Annotated in this window: 17 protein-coding genes; 11 read left to right on the forward strand and 6 right to left on the reverse strand. The window is 64.3% G+C overall.

Going from position 1 to position 15888, the window contains the following annotated elements; genetic code table 11:
• Positions 1–64 precede the first annotated feature (64 nt).
• From ACFUTU_RS12300 to ACFUTU_RS12345, 10 genes are all read left to right on the forward strand, one after another.
• Positions 65–1084: a P1 family peptidase gene (locus ACFUTU_RS12300; RefSeq protein WP_377964590.1), complete on the forward strand. Its 1020-nt coding sequence runs from the start codon at positions 65–67 to the stop codon at positions 1082–1084.
• Positions 1085–1254: 170 nt separating this feature from the next.
• The gene (infA, locus tag ACFUTU_RS12305) at positions 1255–1476 is read left to right on the forward strand and encodes a translation initiation factor IF-1 (protein WP_011775571.1); all 222 of its coding nucleotides are present in this window, start codon (positions 1255–1257) and stop codon (positions 1474–1476) included.
• A gap of 70 nt (positions 1477–1546) precedes the next feature.
• Positions 1547–1660: a 50S ribosomal protein L36 gene (gene rpmJ / locus ACFUTU_RS12310; protein ID WP_009358722.1), complete on the forward strand. Its 114-nt coding sequence runs from the start codon at positions 1547–1549 to the stop codon at positions 1658–1660.
• Between the two features lie 172 nt (positions 1661–1832).
• Complete coding sequence (gene rpsM / locus ACFUTU_RS12315; protein ID WP_003803743.1) at positions 1833–2207, forward strand: 30S ribosomal protein S13; 375 nt, start codon at positions 1833–1835, stop codon at positions 2205–2207.
• Positions 2208–2278: 71 nt separating this feature from the next.
• Positions 2279–2680 (forward strand): 30S ribosomal protein S11, encoded by a 402-nt coding sequence (rpsK, locus tag ACFUTU_RS12320; RefSeq protein WP_003803734.1) that lies wholly within the window; start codon positions 2279–2281, stop codon positions 2678–2680.
• A gap of 132 nt (positions 2681–2812) precedes the next feature.
• On the forward strand, positions 2813–3823 hold the full coding sequence (locus ACFUTU_RS12325; protein WP_003803733.1) for a DNA-directed RNA polymerase subunit alpha: 1011 nt from the start codon (positions 2813–2815) through the stop codon (positions 3821–3823).
• Positions 3824–3901: 78 nt separating this feature from the next.
• Complete coding sequence (gene rplQ, locus ACFUTU_RS12330; protein ID WP_377964592.1) at positions 3902–4486, forward strand: 50S ribosomal protein L17; 585 nt, start codon at positions 3902–3904, stop codon at positions 4484–4486.
• Positions 4487–4517: 31 nt separating this feature from the next.
• The gene (gene truA / locus ACFUTU_RS12335) at positions 4518–5408 is read left to right on the forward strand and encodes a tRNA pseudouridine(38-40) synthase TruA (RefSeq protein ID WP_377964594.1); all 891 of its coding nucleotides are present in this window, start codon (positions 4518–4520) and stop codon (positions 5406–5408) included.
• Positions 5409–5529: 121 nt separating this feature from the next.
• Complete coding sequence (locus ACFUTU_RS12340) at positions 5530–6318, forward strand: response regulator transcription factor (protein ID WP_377964596.1); 789 nt, start codon at positions 5530–5532, stop codon at positions 6316–6318.
• A 97-nt stretch (positions 6319–6415) separates the two neighbouring features.
• Positions 6416–6901, forward strand: coding sequence for a sensor histidine kinase (locus ACFUTU_RS12345; protein ID WP_377964598.1), 486 nt, complete (start codon positions 6416–6418; stop codon positions 6899–6901).
• A 76-nt stretch (positions 6902–6977) separates the two neighbouring features.
• On the opposite strand, the gene ACFUTU_RS12350 is transcribed toward ACFUTU_RS12345, so the two are convergent.
• Both ACFUTU_RS12350 and ACFUTU_RS12355 read right to left on the reverse strand, forming a co-directional pair.
• Positions 6978–8444: a DUF222 domain-containing protein gene (locus ACFUTU_RS12350; RefSeq protein WP_377964600.1), complete on the reverse strand. Its 1467-nt coding sequence runs from the start codon at positions 8442–8444 to the stop codon at positions 6978–6980.
• Positions 8445–8977: 533 nt separating this feature from the next.
• Complete coding sequence (locus ACFUTU_RS12355) at positions 8978–10645, reverse strand: sensor histidine kinase (RefSeq protein WP_377964602.1); 1668 nt, start codon at positions 10643–10645, stop codon at positions 8978–8980.
• 225 nt (positions 10646–10870) lie between these two features.
• On the opposite strand from ACFUTU_RS12355, the gene ACFUTU_RS12360 reads away from it, so the two are divergent.
• The gene (locus tag ACFUTU_RS12360; protein ID WP_377964604.1) at positions 10871–11686 is read left to right on the forward strand and encodes a response regulator transcription factor; all 816 of its coding nucleotides are present in this window, start codon (positions 10871–10873) and stop codon (positions 11684–11686) included.
• A 68-nt stretch (positions 11687–11754) separates the two neighbouring features.
• On the opposite strand, the gene ACFUTU_RS12365 is transcribed toward ACFUTU_RS12360, so the two are convergent.
• The 4 genes from ACFUTU_RS12365 to ACFUTU_RS12380 form a co-directional block, all read right to left on the reverse strand.
• Entirely contained in the window at positions 11755–12216 is a 462-nt protein-coding gene (locus ACFUTU_RS12365; RefSeq protein WP_377964606.1) for an Hpt domain-containing protein, read from the reverse strand.
• Positions 12217–12322: 106 nt separating this feature from the next.
• Positions 12323–13207: a type II secretion system F family protein gene (locus ACFUTU_RS12370; RefSeq protein ID WP_377964608.1), complete on the reverse strand. Its 885-nt coding sequence runs from the start codon at positions 13205–13207 to the stop codon at positions 12323–12325.
• Between the two features lie 7 nt (positions 13208–13214).
• Complete coding sequence (locus ACFUTU_RS12375) at positions 13215–14147, reverse strand: type II secretion system F family protein (RefSeq protein WP_377964610.1); 933 nt, start codon at positions 14145–14147, stop codon at positions 13215–13217.
• Between the two features lie 2 nt (positions 14148–14149).
• Positions 14150–15421: a CpaF family protein gene (locus tag ACFUTU_RS12380; RefSeq protein WP_377964702.1), complete on the reverse strand. Its 1272-nt coding sequence runs from the start codon at positions 15419–15421 to the stop codon at positions 14150–14152.
• Positions 15422–15888 lie beyond the last annotated feature (467 nt).

A 15888-nucleotide genomic window follows, 5' to 3' on the forward strand; every position in this document is an offset into this window, starting at 1 on the left:
CCGGAATTCCGGTGTCGCCAGGGATTTTGTGCGTCGTGGGGAAATTCCGTATCAGAATGGGCGCATGGAAGTGCGCGGCAAGATCACCGATGTGCCCGGGATCCGGGTGGGCCACCGGCAAAAGTCCGACGGCGGGTGGCTGAGCGGGGTGACAGTGGTTCTGCCCCCGGCGGGGACAGTGGGATCCGTGGACGTGCGCGGGGGAGGGCCCGGCACCCATGAGACCGATGCGCTGGACCCCACCACGCTGGTGTCCACCGTGGATGCCGTGGTGCTTACCGGCGGCAGCGCCTACGGCCTGGTTGCGGCCCACGGTGTGCAGCGGTGGTGTGAGGAGCAGGGCCGGGGCTTCGCCGTGATCGGCGGCGTGGTGCCCATTGTGCCGGCCGCCGCCATCTTCGACCTGGGGCGGGGAGGCGACTTCGGCGCCCGCCCCGACGCCGGCATGGGCTACGCCGCGGCGGAAGCGGCGGGTGCACGGGCAGAAGGGCACGACGTCGAACGCGGCAACGTGGGTGCAGGCACCGGAGCAGTCATTGGGCGCGGGCAGTACAAAGGGGGAGTAGGCACGGCGTCGGTCACGCTTGAGAACATCTCCGGCGGCGGGTCGGTTGTTGTAGGTGCGATAGCGGTAGTCAATGCGCTCGGCCTTCCGCTGGTTCCTGAAGCTTCCGGTGAGCCTCCCCACCCGCCCCCTAACCTCGCAAGCTCGGCTAGGGAACCCGGCGGTCGTGGCCCCAAGCTCAGTCAGCCGCCGCTGAACACCACCTTGGTCGTCGTCGCCACCAACGCAGCGCTCGATGTTGCCGAGTGCAAGCGGACCGCCTCGGCCTCCCATGCCGGCCTGGCCCGGGCATTGAATCCGAGCCACACCCTAGCGGACGGGGACACCGTGTTCTGCCTCGCCACCGGAGGCCAGGAACTGGACAGGAGTACGGAAGCTGCCCGGCAGGTAAGTCTCATAACCCTGCAGAGTGCGGCAGCCGACGTCGTACGTTTGGCCATCCTGGACGGGGTGGGCAGCGCGCAGGCGGTGACAACTCCTGCGGGAGAATTTGGTGCATACCCGGGCAATGTGCGCTAACATGGCTGGATTTAACTTTCCGGGGACAATGCCGTAAAGTTGCATGTTGGTTGTCTGCCCTGCCACGCCCAATTGCGGGCCGGAGGGCGACGGTCAATCAAATCAAAAACGTCCGCAGTCATGCCCGGCGCCCGCCGGAGGTCTGCGGCAAACAACAGTTAGCGGAGGATATGGCCAAGAAGGACGGGGTCATTGAGATCGAGGGCGTAGTGACTGAGGCGCTGCCCAACGCGATGTTTCGTGTTGAGCTCACCAACAAGCACGTCGTCCTGGCACACATCTCTGGAAAGATGCGCCAGCACTACATCAGGATTCTCCCTGAGGACCGCGTAGTGGTGGAGCTGAGCCCTTACGACCTGACACGTGGTCGTATCGTCTACCGCTACAAGTAAACGTTGGGCGGCCAAGGCATCAGCCTAAGGCCGGTTCATCGGACCAACTGCTATCACGCAAAGGAACGCCATGAAGGTCAAGCCGAGCGTCAAGCAGATCTGCGAAAAGTGCAAAGTGATCCGCCGTAACGGCCGGGTCATGGTGATCTGCGAGAACCCGCGCCACAAGCAGCGCCAGGGCTAATTCCCTCCGGGGAATCCCTGGGTTGCTAACCCACGCAAGTAAATAAAGGCAGCACAAGCTGAACTGGGACGCATGGGCCTGGACAGCTAACCCCCGGTCGGAGGCTGGGGCCGCACTGAAGGTGCGGGTGTACTGCCTACGACCTCCGGTTTATTCAAGGAGTACCGCCACTATGGCTCGTCTCGCTGGCGTAGACATTCCCCGCGAAAAGCGGCTGGAAATTGCGCTTACTTACATCTACGGCGTGGGCAAGACCCGTGCACACGAAACCCTGGCTGCCACCGGCATCAGCGCTGACGTTCGGGTCAAGGACCTGACGGACGCGCAGCTGGTAGAGCTGCGTGACTACATTGAAGGCAACTACAAGGTTGAGGGTGACCTTCGCCGCGAAGTGGCAGCAGATATCCGCCGCAAGGTTGAGATCGGCAGCTACGAAGGCCTGCGTCACCGCAAGGGCCTGCCCGTACGCGGTCAGCGTACGAAGACCAACGCTCGTACCCGCAAGGGCCCGAAGCGCACTGTCGCCGGCAAGAAGAAGGCCCGCTAAACCGCATTTGCCTGATGGCAACTGTGGGATCAGCACGGCCTTCCCCCAAATAACTTTCTGTAGGAGAAGAAATGCCCCCGAAGACTCGTGGCGCGGTTCGCAAGCCGCGTAAGAAGGACAAGAAGAATATCGCGCTTGGCCAGGCGCACATCAAGAGCACGTTCAACAACACCATCGTGTCCATCACGGACCCGACCGGTGCTGTGATCTCCTGGGCTTCCGCCGGTGAGGTTGGATTCAAGGGCTCGCGTAAGTCCACCCCGTTCGCCGCTCAGATGGCTGCCGAAGCCGCCGCCAAGCGTGCACAGGAGCACGGCCTGAAGAAGGTTGACGTGTTCGTCAAGGGACCGGGTTCCGGACGCGAAACCGCTATCCGCTCGCTGCAGGCTGCCGGCCTCGAGGTTGGCTCCATCCAGGACGTCACCCCCGCCGCCCACAACGGCTGCCGTCCGCCGAAGCGCCGCCGCGTCTAAGTACTTTCCGCAGCTTGGAGCTTGCCCGGACCCGTTTCGGGTCCGGGCAAGCCCAGCGCGTTAAGTCCTCAGACCGATTTTCCACCACCTGTGTTGCGTCATATAGCGGATGCTCGCCGAAAGGAAACCTAAGTGCTCATTGCACAGCGCCCCACCCTCTCCGAAGAGGTCGTCTCCGAAAACCGCTCCCGTTTCATCATTGAACCGCTGGAGCCGGGCTTCGGATACACCCTCGGAAACTCCCTCCGCCGTACCCTGCTCTCCTCCATCCCCGGTGCCGCTGTAACCAGCATCCGGATCGATGGCGTGCTGCACGAGTTCACGACGGTTCCGGGTGTCAAGGAAGATGTCACCGAGATCATCCTCAACATCAAGAACCTGTCCGTGTCCTCCGAGCACGACGAGCCGGTTGTTGCTTACCTGCGCAAGCAGGGCCCCGGAGTCGTCACCGCCGCGGACATTGCTCCTCCGGCCGGCGTCGAGTTCCACAACCCGGATCTGCACATTGCCACGCTGAACTCGAAGGGCAAGTTCGAACTCGAACTGACCATCGAGCGCGGCCGCGGCTACGTATCGGCAGCTCAGAACAAGTCCGGCGACGCAGAGATCGGCCGTATTCCGGTTGACTCCATCTACTCGCCGGTGCTGAAGGTTACTTTCCGCGTGGAAGCCACCCGTGTTGAGCAGCGCACCGACTTCGACAAGCTCATTGTCGACGTCGAGACCAAGCAGGCCATCGCCCCGCGCGATGCCGTTGCTTCCGCTGGCACCACCCTGGTGGAACTGTTCGGTCTGGCCCGCGAGCTGAACACCGCAGCTGAGGGTATCGAAATCGGCCCGTCGCCGACGGATGCTGCCCTGGCAGCAGACATGGCTCTGCCGATTGAGGATCTGGACCTCACCGTCCGTTCCTACAACTGCCTCAAGCGTGAGGGCATCCACACCGTGGGTGAACTCGTTGCCCGCTCCGAGGCTGACCTGATGGACATCCGCAACTTCGGTGCGAAGTCCATCGATGAGGTCAAGGCAAAGCTGGTTGAACTGGGCCTGTCCCTGAAGGACTCGCCTCCCGGTTTCGACCTGGCCGCCCGCGCCGCAGCCATCGAAGAGGACGACGCCGCGTTCAGCGACGACGAGCTCTAACAAGCAGATCTTGGCCGAGGGGCTGGCCCGCACCGCGTTGTGCGCAGCCTCCCGGCTTCCATATGAGGAGAAACAATTATGCCTACCCCCACTAAGGGTCCGCGCCTCGGAGGCGGCCCGGCTCACGAGCGTCTGATGCTCGCGAACCTGGCTTCCGCACTGTTCGAGCACAAGCGGATCACCACCACGGTCACCAAGGCCAAGCGCCTGAAGCCGTACGCAGAGCGCCTGGTCACCTTCGCCAAGCGTGGCGACCTCGCTTCCCGCCGCCGCGTGCTCGGTCTGATCAGCAACAAGGGCGTCGTCCACGAGCTGTTCACCGACATAGCGCAGGCTGTGGAGAACCGCAACGGCGGCTACACCCGCATCACCAAGATCGGCAACCGCAAGGGTGACAACGCTCCCATGGCTGTCATCGAACTGGTTCTCGAGCCGGTTTCCGCCAAGCAGGCTGTTGTAGCCGAGGCCACCCAGGCCGCCGCTGCTGCTGCTCCGGCTGCTGAGGAAGCTCCTGAGGCTGAGGTCGTCGAGACCGAAGCTGCTGAGACCGAAGCTGCAACCGAAGAGGCTCCGGCCGCTGAGGAAGCTCCGGCCGAAGAGGCTCCGGCCGAAGAAGGTGCTGCTGAAGAGGCTCCGGCCGACGAGGCCAAGGACGCGAAGTAATTCGCTAAATCCTTCGCATAGACTTGAGTCTATGACCCAACAAAAACCCGCTGCCCCCGTTTCGGGGGGCGGCGGGTTTTTGCGTATCCGGCTTGATCTGGCGTACGACGGCGGTCCATTCAGCGGGTGGGCGGTGCAGCCGGGCCTGCGTACGGTGCAGGGAGTTCTGGAGGGCGCCCTGGAGCTTTTGCTCCGCCGGCCGGTGCGCGTCACGGTCGCCGGGCGGACCGACGCCGGCGTCCATGCCCGCGGCCAGGTGGTCCACCTCGACCTCACGGAAGCCGAGTGGCTGGGACTGAGCCGCGGGGCGGCAATTGATCCCGCCGTCGCCCTTTTGCGCCGCCTGCGGGGAACGCTGAGCCGGGGGCTGGGGGACCAGGCCGGGGCCATCGTGGTGCACCATGCTGCCGTTGCCCCGGGGGGTTTCGATGCCCGGTTCTCGGCACTGTGGCGCCGCTACAGCTACCGCATCGCGGACGGCCTGGAGAAGTGGGACCCGCTCAGCCGGTATGACACGCTGTGGCATAAAGCGCCTCTGGACGTGGACCTGCTGAACGAGGGCGCCGGGCAGCTGTTGGGGCTTCACAACTTCCTGTCGTTCTGCAAGCCGCGCGAAGGTTCCACGACGGTCCGGGAGCTGCAGCGGTTCGAGTTCGCCCGCGGACAGGACGGCGTTATCGTTGCCACCGTCCAGGCCGACGCGTTCTGCCACAACATGGTGCGCGCCCTGGTGGGGTCCGCCCTGTACGTCGGGGAGGGGCAGGAGCGTCCGGAGTGGCTGCACGAGCGGCTGTTGGCGAGGAAACGCGACGCCCGCTCTGTCCTGGCCGCGCCGCACCCCCTGGTGTTCGAGGAAGTTGCCTATCCGTCCGACGGCGAACTGCTGGCGCGGGCGGAGCTCACCCGGGCGCTGCGCGAGTAGCTACCGGTGTTTTGCGGGGCAGCCGTGTTGCCGGACATGAGGGCGCTCCCTCAATTACGCGCACCCGGCTAGTAGGCTGAGACGCAGTCTTAAATCATGCGGTCCTTACAGGGGGTAAGGGATGAATGATCGTCGCGTTGTTGTCGTCATCGAGCGGGACGAGGAAGTCCGGTTGCTCCTGCGGGCCACGCTCGGGGAAGCCGGCTTCGAGGTGCATTGCGCAGCCACCGGCGAATCCGGGCTTGCGCTGGTGCGTGCCAAGCAGCCTGACACCGTCACGCTGGACCTGGTGCTGCCGGACATGGGCGGGTACGAAGTGCTTCGGCGCATCCGCGAGTTCAGCCACACCTATATCCTGGTTGTCACTGCGCGCCGCGATCTCAGGGCCACGCTGAAGGCCTTCAACGCCGGGGCCGATGACTATATGGTCAAGCCCATCCGCCCGCGGGAACTGAGGGTACGGGTTGACGGCATGCTGCGCCGGCCCCGGGAGCTGACCATTCCGCCAATTTTGACGCCCCGGGAGCCGCCGCTGGTTTCGCCGCGTCTCCGGGCTTCAGCCAAGGCGTATGAGCACAAGGGGCTGGCGATAAACGCTGCTACGCGCGCCGCTACGCTCGGCGGCGAGGCCCTGCAGCTGACCCGCACCGAGTTTGACCTCCTGTACATCCTGCTCCAGCGCGGCAGCGGCGTGGTCACGAAGGCGGAACTCGTCGCGCTTCTGGGACTCGTGAAGCGGGAGGCAAGCGCCGGGGACGGAGGGGCCTCGGGCGGCGGCGCCGCCGGAACACGCGACCCTGGTCGGATTGTTGAAACCCACATTGGCAACCTGCGCCGAAAGCTGGGGGACGACGCCCGGCAGCCGCGCTGGCTGAGGACGGTCCGCGGGGCGGGATACACGCTCGCATAGCGGCCGGAGTCGAACGCCTCCGATGCGCCCCTGCAAACGGGGGACACGCCGCAGAGGTTACAAGAAAATAACAAGGCTGCGGGCGCACCGTAGAAGCATGAAATCACTAACAAGCGACGACGTTGTCGCAGTCCGTGGCGTTCTCACCGATACGCATCCGGTTGATTTCTATGCGCTTGGCGTCGCGGGGGCGATTGACCGTTTGGCCATCCCGCTGCGCGAACGCGGGATCACCGTGCACCTCGAGGCGCCCCACCATGGAATGGAAGTGGACAGGAAGTCGGCCACGCTGCTCTACCGGGCAGCGCAGGAGCTCCTGAGCAACATCCATAAATACGCAGACGCAGCTGCCGTTACCGTTCGGCTGTGCTGTGTCTGCCGTTCCGGGGACAACCACTCCATCCAGCTCCGCGTGACTGACGACGGCGCCGGCTTCAACGTTGAGGCGGCCACCCATGGCAGGCACTCAGGCATGGGACTGCGGCTCATGCGCCTGGCGGTGACGTCCGCGGGCGGGCAGATGGCGATCGAGTCAGCTCTGGCCGCGGGGACATCCGTTACTGTGACCCTGCCGCTGGACTAGGCGCTGCTTCTTTCGCGTATCCTCCGTGGTCACGCTGCCGTGAACGATGGTTGCTGCGGCCGCGCGGTCAGCGGCATTAGTCGCTCGGAGTGGTTGTTAGTCCCCGGTTGATCATCACCGTCGAGGGCTCCAGGTCCGGGTGATCGGGCATGTGTGAGTAGCCGCTGACTCGGTAGAGGCTATCCGGGTAGTCAGGATGCTCCGGAGGTTCGGGCCAGCCCTCCGGCGCCGGCCATTCTAGGTCAGGTGGCTCGTGCCAGCTTTGGGCTGGTGATGGCTCGGGCCAATCACAGCTGGGTGCCGCGGGTTGCAGACAGTCTTGGTCAGGCGGTGGCTCCGACCAGCCCTGACTCGATTCCAGGTCCGGACGGTCTTCGTCAGGCGGTGGCTCAGGCCAATTCTGACCCGAAGCCAGTTCGGGCCATCCCTGGCCACGTCGCAGCCCCGTCCAGTCATCGCTGGCTGCGGCTGGATCTAGGCAGCCTGGCCCCGGCAGGGGCTCCATCGATTCAACGTTGCCCGGGTCAAAGTTCCCGGGCTCAAAACCATCTGGCCAGGTGGGTGGTTCCCAGTCCTGGTGTTCGGCCGAATAGTGGCGTCCGGCGGGTGAGGTCCAGCCGGGCGGGTTGTCCTTGGTGGCGCCGACCGGTCTCCACGCGGTGGCGTGTTTGAGTCGGTGGTGTTTGGGGCAGGGCTGGCCGAGGTTGGCGACGCCGGTGCCGCCGCCGGCGGCCCAGGCGAGGATGTGGTCGGCGTCGTTGTCCAGGGAATGGTTGGTGCAGCCGGGGAACGTGCAGCGCGCGTCGCGGAGGCGCAGCCAGTGGCGCATGGGTTTGGTGAGCCGGTAGCTGGTGCGGCCGATTTCCAGCGGTGCCCCGTCCCGCGGGTCGGTAAGGACCCGGAAGAACGACGTGGCGCCGTCGGCGACGAGCCGGCGGGCCATGGACGCCGGGATCGGCCCGTACCCGTCCAGGGTGGCCGGTTCGTCCGTCATGCCGAGCAGCGAGAACACCGGAACTGTGACCAGGACCTGCGCTGCCGGGGACGGCACCTCACTGCCGTGGTTTGGTGTGAGCAGCCTGGTGGAAAAGACATCGGCCCGGAGCTGGGTGAGGGTGCGGGTTTCGGTGGGCCCTTGAAGACCACGTGCGATGGCGGTGGTGCGGTTCCAGATCCCGGCGGCCTGGTCAGCGGGCAGATAGGCCGAGAGCCAGGCCATGCCGTCCCGGTCCGGCCGGTACTCCAGCCGCCGGTCCTGCACGCTCTTGGAGTGCCGTTTTTCGATACTGTCCTGGTGATGCCGTTCCCGCCAATAGCGTGCCTTGGCCCGGAACCTCGCCGGCGCCAGCTCCCCGGCCGGGCAGCCCCGCGCCGCGCCGGGAGCGTCCGGGTCCAGGAAGTGGGCCTCGAACGCCGCGGCCGCTTCAGGTGACAGCCCTTCGGTCTCATCACACATGATCCGGGCATGCTGCCACGAAATGCCTCCCGCCTGCAGCGCGGCAAGAGTCACCGGCAGTTCCGTGGTCAGCAGGACCGCTTCCACCAGCAAACCGTTCGGCAGCGCCTTCGCTGATGGTCAGCGCGCCGGCCACCTCCGCCCTCACGGCCATCTGCCGGATGGCCGTATCCTGCGGGCTATTGCCCGGGACTGCCATGGCCGCGTCCGCCGTGACGTACCCGGCAACGAGATCCACCTTCACAGCCGCAAGCCGGGCCTCCATCCCCGCCACCCCGGTCAGCCCGTCCAGGCATGCAGTCGCCTGCTCCCCAAGAGGGTCAACGGGATCCGGCTCGAAACCAGAGTCCCCCGAACCCGGGTCAGCGGCCCTCCGGAGCTCTGCAGCCATCGCCAAGGCAGAGGCAGCAATAGCCTCCAACACCTCTGCAGCAGCCACACCACTGTTCATGCATCGAGCTTGCCACCGGCTTGTAAGAAAAAGGACGGTGCACTTGGTCTATGTGGAAAACCGGGCCCATGTGGAAAACCACGATTCTGGAAAACCCGGACCACGGGAAGCACGGTGTATGCGCACATCAGAGTCCCCGGTGCAGACCGAACCTGCCCGAAAACCGGCTTCAGGACTCAGTAACCCCCTCGGCCGGCAGGGTGAGGGTGAAGGTGGTGCCGGCGCCGGGCTTGCTTTCACACGAGATGTCGCCGCCGTGCCGTTCCACGATGGTCTTGGTGATGGACAGCCCCAGGCCCACACCGGGAATGGCAGCCTGGCGTGCCGCCTGGCTGCGGAAGAAGCGGGTGAAGACCCGGGAGGTTTCCTCTTCGCTAATGCCCATGCCCGTGTCCTGGACCTTCAGCTGTACCCACGAGTCGCTGCGCCGGGCACTCACGGTGACCTTGCCGCCGTCGGGAGAGTATTTGATGGCATTGGACACCAGGTTGTCCAGGGCCTGCCCGATGCGGAGCGGATCGGCGTGCGCCCACAGGGGAGCCGGAACATCGGTGGCCAAGGAGACGTGGCTGGCGTCGGCCTGTGCCTGGACCGATCCGATGCTGTTCTCGACGAGGCCGGCGAGGTCGGTCCGGCGGGGGTGCACGGCCAGGACGGCGGAGGCCGACACGAGAAGCTCGGAGACCAGCGAGAGCAGCCGTTCGGCGTTGCGCTGCACTATTTCCAGCCGGTGCACGGAGTCGGGGGACAGGCCGTCAGCTTCCTCCAGGACCAGATCAACATTGCCCACGACCGACATCAGGGGGCTGCGGAACTCGTGGGAAACGTTAGAGATCAGTTCCTCCTTCGCGGAGAGCGCCTCTACCAACCCCGTGACGTCGGTGTAGACGATCACCGCCCCACTGAACCCGCCGTCGTCGTTCTTGATGATCCGGGCAGCAGTGGAGACGGCCCTTTGGGCGGTGCCCTCGCCCAGCCACACGAGGTAGTCGGCAAAAGTCTCGCCGGCGACTGCGCGGCGGATGGGCCTCTTGTCCAGCGGAAGCGGGGTCACCCGGTCCTGGCCGAACATCAGCTGCTCGGCTTCCAACGGCTGCACTACGCCTGCGGGGGCTGCCGCCTGCCTGAAGGTTTTCTGCTGGTCGTTGACCAGCACCTTCTGGCCGTCGGCATCCACGGCCACAATGCCTACATCCGTGGTGTCCAGGATGGTCTTCAGCAGCCGTTCGCGGTTCCTGGTTTCCACGAGCAGTTCGCGCAGCTCGGCGTCCTTCTGCTCCAGCCGCTGCCGCTGCAACCGCACATTGGCGCTGGCGAAGCGAATGGCCACAGAGACGGCCACCATCATTAGGGGCAGCAGAATTGCCGTGGCCATGTCCGAAGGTGAAATCTTGGGAAACTTTTGCACGAGCGTGGGAATGCCGATGAGGAGCGGGCCGAAAAAGCTCAGGAATACAGTGGTGCGCGGGAATCTGTCGGAACTGGAAAGCCAGATCACCGGGAATATCGCCAGAACTCCAAGTCCGGCAACGGCTGGAACCGCGCCGTTGCGGGCCAGCCCGATGACCACGAGATCGAGTATCGGAATAATCAGGTAGGCGTTGGGCGGCAGCCTTTCCCAGGGAACCAGAAAGCAGCCGAGAAACGTGGCGACCATCATGACGATGGCGGCGATAAACACGCCACTTTGGATCAGGGCGGGCCACACCGCAGGGGCTGCGACTGCCAGCGCGGCGAGAATCACCGTTACTGGGAGCTGGCAGAGGGCCACCTGGACGCGGGGCCGCAGGCGGCGGAAGAACCGGTCCGTGTCGCGGACCAGCACCTGCTCACCCAATGCGGCTTCGCCCGGTACTCGGCTGCACTTCCGAATTCCGGGGCCACTCGTAGTTAAACGAACACATGAAGCCCATTATGCACAGCTATTCTTCGGTATTTGGAGGGGAGCGGGGCGTCACCGGCCGGACCGTCCAAAACATTTGAGAAATTAGGTTCATTCTGCCGGTGGACGTTGTAGCGTAGGTAATCTGGTAACGGTTACCGCATTGCGCTGGGCTGTGCGATGGTTTTTACCTGGATTGAGGTAGCGGTGGGCGATCTTGGTGTTGCCGTTGTTATCGAGGATGACGTGGATGTCAGGAATCTCCTCGACGCGGTTTTGCAGCAGGCTGGTTTTGAAGTGCACTCGGCCGGGACCGGCCGCGACGGGGTTGATGTGGCCAGGCAGCGCCAGGCTAACGTAATAACGCTCGACGTCGGCCTGCCGGACATTGATGGGTTCGAAGTCCTCCGCCGCATCCGGCAGTTCAGCGACGCTTACGTCGTGATGCTCACCGGCAGGAATGACGAGCTGGACACCATCACGGCTCTGCAGGGCGGCGCCGACGACTACATCGTCAAGCCGTTCCGTCCGCGCGAGCTGCGCGCCCGCATCTCGGCCATGCTGCGCCGGCCCAGGGTAGCCGGTTCAGCCGACGAAGCTGCCGGGTCCGCTGCGGATTCGGGGCCGGTTGGTGCATCCGGAACTTTGCGGTCACGCCGCAGCACCGTGCTGCAGCACAACGGGCTGGCGCTCGACACCGAAACCCGGACAGTGGCCCTGCGCGGAACGCCGCTGGGCCTGACCCGGAGCGAATTCGACCTGCTGCACGAGCTGCTGCGGGGGACGGGCGCGGTGCGGACCCGGGCCGACCTGGTTCGCGTGGTGCGGGGGGAGTACTACGGCGAGGATACGTATATCAGCGAGGCCGACGAGCGGGCCGTGGAAGTCCACATCGGCAACCTTCGCCGCAAGCTCCGCGAGGACCCGCAGGATCCGCGGTGGCTGGTCACCGTGCGCGGCGTCGGCTATCGGCTGGCGCCGAAGCGGCCGGAGTAGGGTCGGGGTTTGCGGCGGCGCGCCGCGCTCGCGGCCCGTGCGGGACCCAGGTCCCGGGCGTCGGCTACCTAGGCGTCCGGCGGAAGGTAGCCCTGTTTCAGGCCGCAGACGGTCTGTTCGCCGGTCAGCGCCACGAACGGCAGCAGACGGCGAACGCCGGGCATGTCTCCGTTCTTGACGAGGCGTTCGAGATTCACTGCCAGCTGGGCCAACCGTGAGGCGCCCACCATCATGGCGGAGTTCTTCAGGCTGAGGACGGCGTCCATGGCAGCATCGGCGTCGTTGTCCTCGACCGACGACTCAAGGTAAGTCCGGCGCTTGTCCCAGATCTTGATGTAGTCCCGGGCGAAGTTGTGCGCGACGCCGCTGCTACCCATGTCTTCTTCAAGATCGTGAAGTACATCCAGGTCGAGGACGGGCAAGGTGGCACTCTCCGATTCGTTGTGATGCATGCCGTCAGGGCCCGCAGGCGCCGGCGAGCAGACGCCGTTGGCGCTGCTGTCGGCTGCTTCGGGACCTGAAAGGGACATGACTTAAGGCTACTTTCTGAGGTTGGGAAAACCCTGATTGAGCTTGGATCCTGTGGAAACCCTGCGGGTACCTTGTGTTGGGGTCAATCCTGCGGAAGTCCCCACCTTACTGGTTGGCGAACGTCTCGATGGTGTTGATGACGGCTGGCCCCAAGATGGCGATGAAGAGGACCGGGAAGATGAAGAACAGCAGCGGAAACAGGATCATTACCGGTAGCTTCATGGCTTTCTCTTCGGCACGCTGGCGGCGTTTGACCCGCATCACCTTGGCCTGCACGCGAAGGACCCGGCTGATGGCTATGCCGTAGGTGTCTGCCTGCACCACTGCCTGCACAAAGCTGCGCAGTTCCGGGATATTGGTGCGTTCGGCAAGGGCGAGGTATGACTCCCGGCGGCTGCGCCCGACCTGCATGTCCTGCAGGGTGCGGACCAGTTCCTCGGCGAGGGGTCCCTTTCCGTTCTCACCGGCACGGGCCATGGCGCCCTCGAAGCCGAGACCCGCCTCAACGGAAATCAGCATCTGGTCTAGCGTGTTAGCGAGCTCCAGCTGCATAGCTTTCTGCCGTTCCTGGCCCTTGCTGTACAGCATCAGGTCGGGGATGAAATACCCCAGGAAGAGGACGAAGATGCCCACGAGCTTCATGACCGGCGTCGTACCTATGGAGGCGATGTACAGACCGAGGAGGCCCCCGATCAGGCCCAGTGCAGGTTTCGCTGCCAGCAGGCGCCCCAGTGGCATAGACGCCGGCCGGCCGGCCAGTGCGAGCAGCCTGTCGAGCTTGTGCACGTAACCGGCCGGGGTGAGACGGTAGCCGATTTTTTCGATGAGACCGGAGCTCGACTTCTTTTCCACCTCGGCCCTGTGCAGGCCGCGGGCCAAGAGTTCGCGTGTGGCTGCTAAGCCCTTCCGGTCAACCGAGAGAAAGGACCAGGCCAGATAGCCGAGTGGAAGGCAGATCAGGAGCAACGCAAGGATGATCAAAGGATTCATGCTGGCCTCAGAACTTCAGGTTGATGATCTTGCGCATCCACAGGCCGCCGACGGTCATGAGGATGACGGAGGTGACGATCATGATCCAGCCGAGCGGATTCGTGTACATCTTGTCCATGTACCCGGGATTGACCACTGACAGCAAGACGACGATGCCGATGGGAAGGGCCATGAGAATGTACGCGGAAAACTTACCCTCGGCCGCCAGCGACTTGATGTGGCCTTTGATCTCGCTGCGCTCGCGGATTGTTTCGTTGACCTGATCCAGCACCTCCGCAAGGTTTCCGCCCACTTCGCGGTTGATCTGGATGGCCTGGGAGATCCAGACGAAGTCTTCGTTTTTCATGCGGTCTGCAGTGTCGTTGAGCGACACCAAGAGGTCGCGTCCGAGGCTGGTCTCTGAGACGATGCGGCGCATTTCTTCCGCCGTCGGGGCCTGGGATTCGTTGGCGGCTGCGTCTATTGCCCGCAGGATACTGTGGCCCGCCCGGAGGCTGCCGGATAGCAGTTGCAGGGTGTCACCCAATTGATCATCGAATTTGCCACGTCGCTTGCCGGCAAGGAACCCCAACACAAGGTGTCCCACGAATGGTGCCGCGATGACCATGAGGATTGCCAGCAGGGGGCCAGCAACCACCAGCCCGATCAGCGCCCCAACAAAAGCACCGACCAAGATCAACAGGATGAATTCGGCCTGGCTAAGCCGGAGGCCGGCGTTCTCCAGACTGTCCCGGTTGAAGTGGCGAACATTCCGCTTGGCAAGGATGCGGTCGATGGACTGGACCGCACTTCCGGCGAAGCGGGTGAGTTGCGAGTCCGCCGAGGCACGGAAAGGACGACGCCGGTCTAGCGGCACGGTGGGCGTGCGTGGAATCAGCACGGCCACGCCGCCGAGCACTACCGAAGCCACCACCAGGACGACGCCAAGTGTGATGATCATGGTTAGCGCCTTTCGGGGGTGAGCGGCGGAACGCCGAAGACATTGGCTGACACATGGATGCCCATGTCTTCGAAGCGGTCGATGAAACGTGGGCGGATGCCGGTGGGGATGGGCTTACCGAGGAACTTCCCGGACTGGTCGACTCCGGCGGAGTAGTCGAAGACGAAGGCATCCTGGAGGGTGACGATGTCTCCCTCCATGCCCTGGACCTCCGTCACATGCGTGATGCGCCGGGAGCCGTCCCGGAGCCGGGAGATCTGAACGATGAGGTTTACGGCTGAGGCGATCTGCTCGCGAATAGCGCGTAGCGGCAGGTCCATTCCTGCCATGAGGACCAGGGTCTCCAGACGGGCGATGGCATCACGCGGTGAGTTGGAGTGCACGGTAGAGAGCGATCCGTCGTGTCCGGTGTTCATGGCCTGGAGCATGTCCAGGGACTCCCCACCACGGACCTCGCCCACCACAATCCGATCCGGACGCATACGCAGGGAGTTGCGGAGCAAATCGCGGATGGTGACCTCGCCTTTGCCTTCGGTGTTTGGTGGTCGGCTTTCCAGCCGGACCACGTGTTCCTGCTGGATCTGAAGCTCCACCGCATCCTCGATAGTCACGATGCGCTCATCGGCCGGAAGAAAGGAGGACAAGACATTCAGCAGAGTCGTCTTACCAGTGCCCGTGCCGCCGGAAACGATGATGTTGAGCTTGGCCTTGACGCAGGCATTAAGCAGTTCGGCCATTTCCGGGGTCAGCGTCCCGAAATCGATCAGGTTCTGGACGGTCAGCGGCACCTTGCTGAACTTCCGGATAGTCAGGGATGAACCGCCGACGGCGAGCGGAGGGATCACTGCATTGACGCGGGATCCATCTTCCAGGCGCGCGTCAACCAGCGGTGACGACTCATCAATCCGCCGGCCCACCTTGGAGACAATGCGCTCGATGACTTTCCGCAGATGTTCTTCGGAGCTGAAACGGGAATCGGTCAGTGTGAGGGTTCCCTTGCGCTCCACGTAAATCTGGTCCATCCGGTTCACCATGATTTCGGTGACAGCCGGATCGTCAAGAAGCCGCTGGAGCGGGCCGTAGCCGAGCACGTCATCGGCCACATCTGCCACCAGGCGAGTCCGCTCGTCAGCCGTCAATGGGACTTGCTCGGTATCGATGATCCGGATGAGCTCCTCGCGGGCTGTCCTGCGAAGCTCCTGTTCCGTAAGCGATGAATCGTTGAAGCGCGCTCCCATGCGTTCAAACAGGGCCGTCGCCGCGCGCTGCTTCATGGCGGCAAAAACATCCACCGGCTGCTGGGCCTTCGCCGTGAGTGGTTCAGTGTGGGCATTGCCAGTCTGCTGCGCCGTCTGGTCTCGCGCCGACTGACGGCGGCTAAGAGTGTGCGCTGACGGGCCGGGGCTGGCCGCTTCGACGGGCTCCGCTGTGGGTTGGCGGAGAGGTGTAGTGGGTATCAGGACTTCAGCCTGAACCTCACGCTGGGAAGCCTGGGCAGCTGCTTCTGCTGCGCGCCGAGCTGCCCGAGACTGGAAAACAGGCTGGGCAGCGTCAATCTGGTGAGCCCTTGACGTTGCCCCTGATGGCGGTGCCGGTGCCACAGCGTCAGGCACAGGGGCAGAATCAGAAAGCAGGTGGGCCGGTACGGGTGCCACATGGAGCGAGGCGGCCGGAGCATGTGCAGGGGGAGCCGGAACGTACACCTGGGCCTCCGACAGGTGCTGCGGGACGTCGGTAAGTT

The organism is Arthrobacter sp. NPDC057388, from assembly GCF_042668165.1.
Lineage (GTDB): Bacteria > Actinomycetota > Actinomycetes > Actinomycetales > Micrococcaceae > Arthrobacter.

Coding starts and splice junctions, on each gene's coding strand:
- ACFUTU_RS12300 (WP_377964590.1), top strand. CDS start 65: ATGGAAGTGCGCGGCAAGATCACCGATGTGCCCGGGATCCGGGTGGGC.
- infA (WP_011775571.1), top strand. CDS start 1,255: ATGGCCAAGAAGGACGGGGTCATTGAGATCGAGGGCGTAGTGACTGAG.
- rpmJ (WP_009358722.1), top strand. CDS start 1,547: ATGAAGGTCAAGCCGAGCGTCAAGCAGATCTGCGAAAAGTGCAAAGTG.
- rpsM (WP_003803743.1), top strand. CDS start 1,833: ATGGCTCGTCTCGCTGGCGTAGACATTCCCCGCGAAAAGCGGCTGGAA.
- rpsK (WP_003803734.1), top strand. CDS start 2,279: ATGCCCCCGAAGACTCGTGGCGCGGTTCGCAAGCCGCGTAAGAAGGAC.
- rplQ (WP_377964592.1), top strand. CDS start 3,902: ATGCCTACCCCCACTAAGGGTCCGCGCCTCGGAGGCGGCCCGGCTCAC.
- truA (WP_377964594.1), top strand. CDS start 4,518: ATGACCCAACAAAAACCCGCTGCCCCCGTTTCGGGGGGCGGCGGGTTT.
- ACFUTU_RS12340 (WP_377964596.1), top strand. CDS start 5,530: ATGAATGATCGTCGCGTTGTTGTCGTCATCGAGCGGGACGAGGAAGTC.
- ACFUTU_RS12345 (WP_377964598.1), top strand. CDS start 6,416: ATGAAATCACTAACAAGCGACGACGTTGTCGCAGTCCGTGGCGTTCTC.
- ACFUTU_RS12360 (WP_377964604.1), top strand. CDS start 10,871: ATGGTTTTTACCTGGATTGAGGTAGCGGTGGGCGATCTTGGTGTTGCC.
- ACFUTU_RS12365 (WP_377964606.1), bottom strand. CDS start 12,216: ATGTCCCTTTCAGGTCCCGAAGCAGCCGACAGCAGCGCCAACGGCGTC.
- ACFUTU_RS12370 (WP_377964608.1), bottom strand. CDS start 13,207: ATGAATCCTTTGATCATCCTTGCGTTGCTCCTGATCTGCCTTCCACTC.
- ACFUTU_RS12375 (WP_377964610.1), bottom strand. CDS start 14,147: ATGATCATCACACTTGGCGTCGTCCTGGTGGTGGCTTCGGTAGTGCTC.
- ACFUTU_RS12380 (WP_377964702.1), bottom strand. CDS start 15,421: ATGAAGCAGCGCGCGGCGACGGCCCTGTTTGAACGCATGGGAGCGCGC.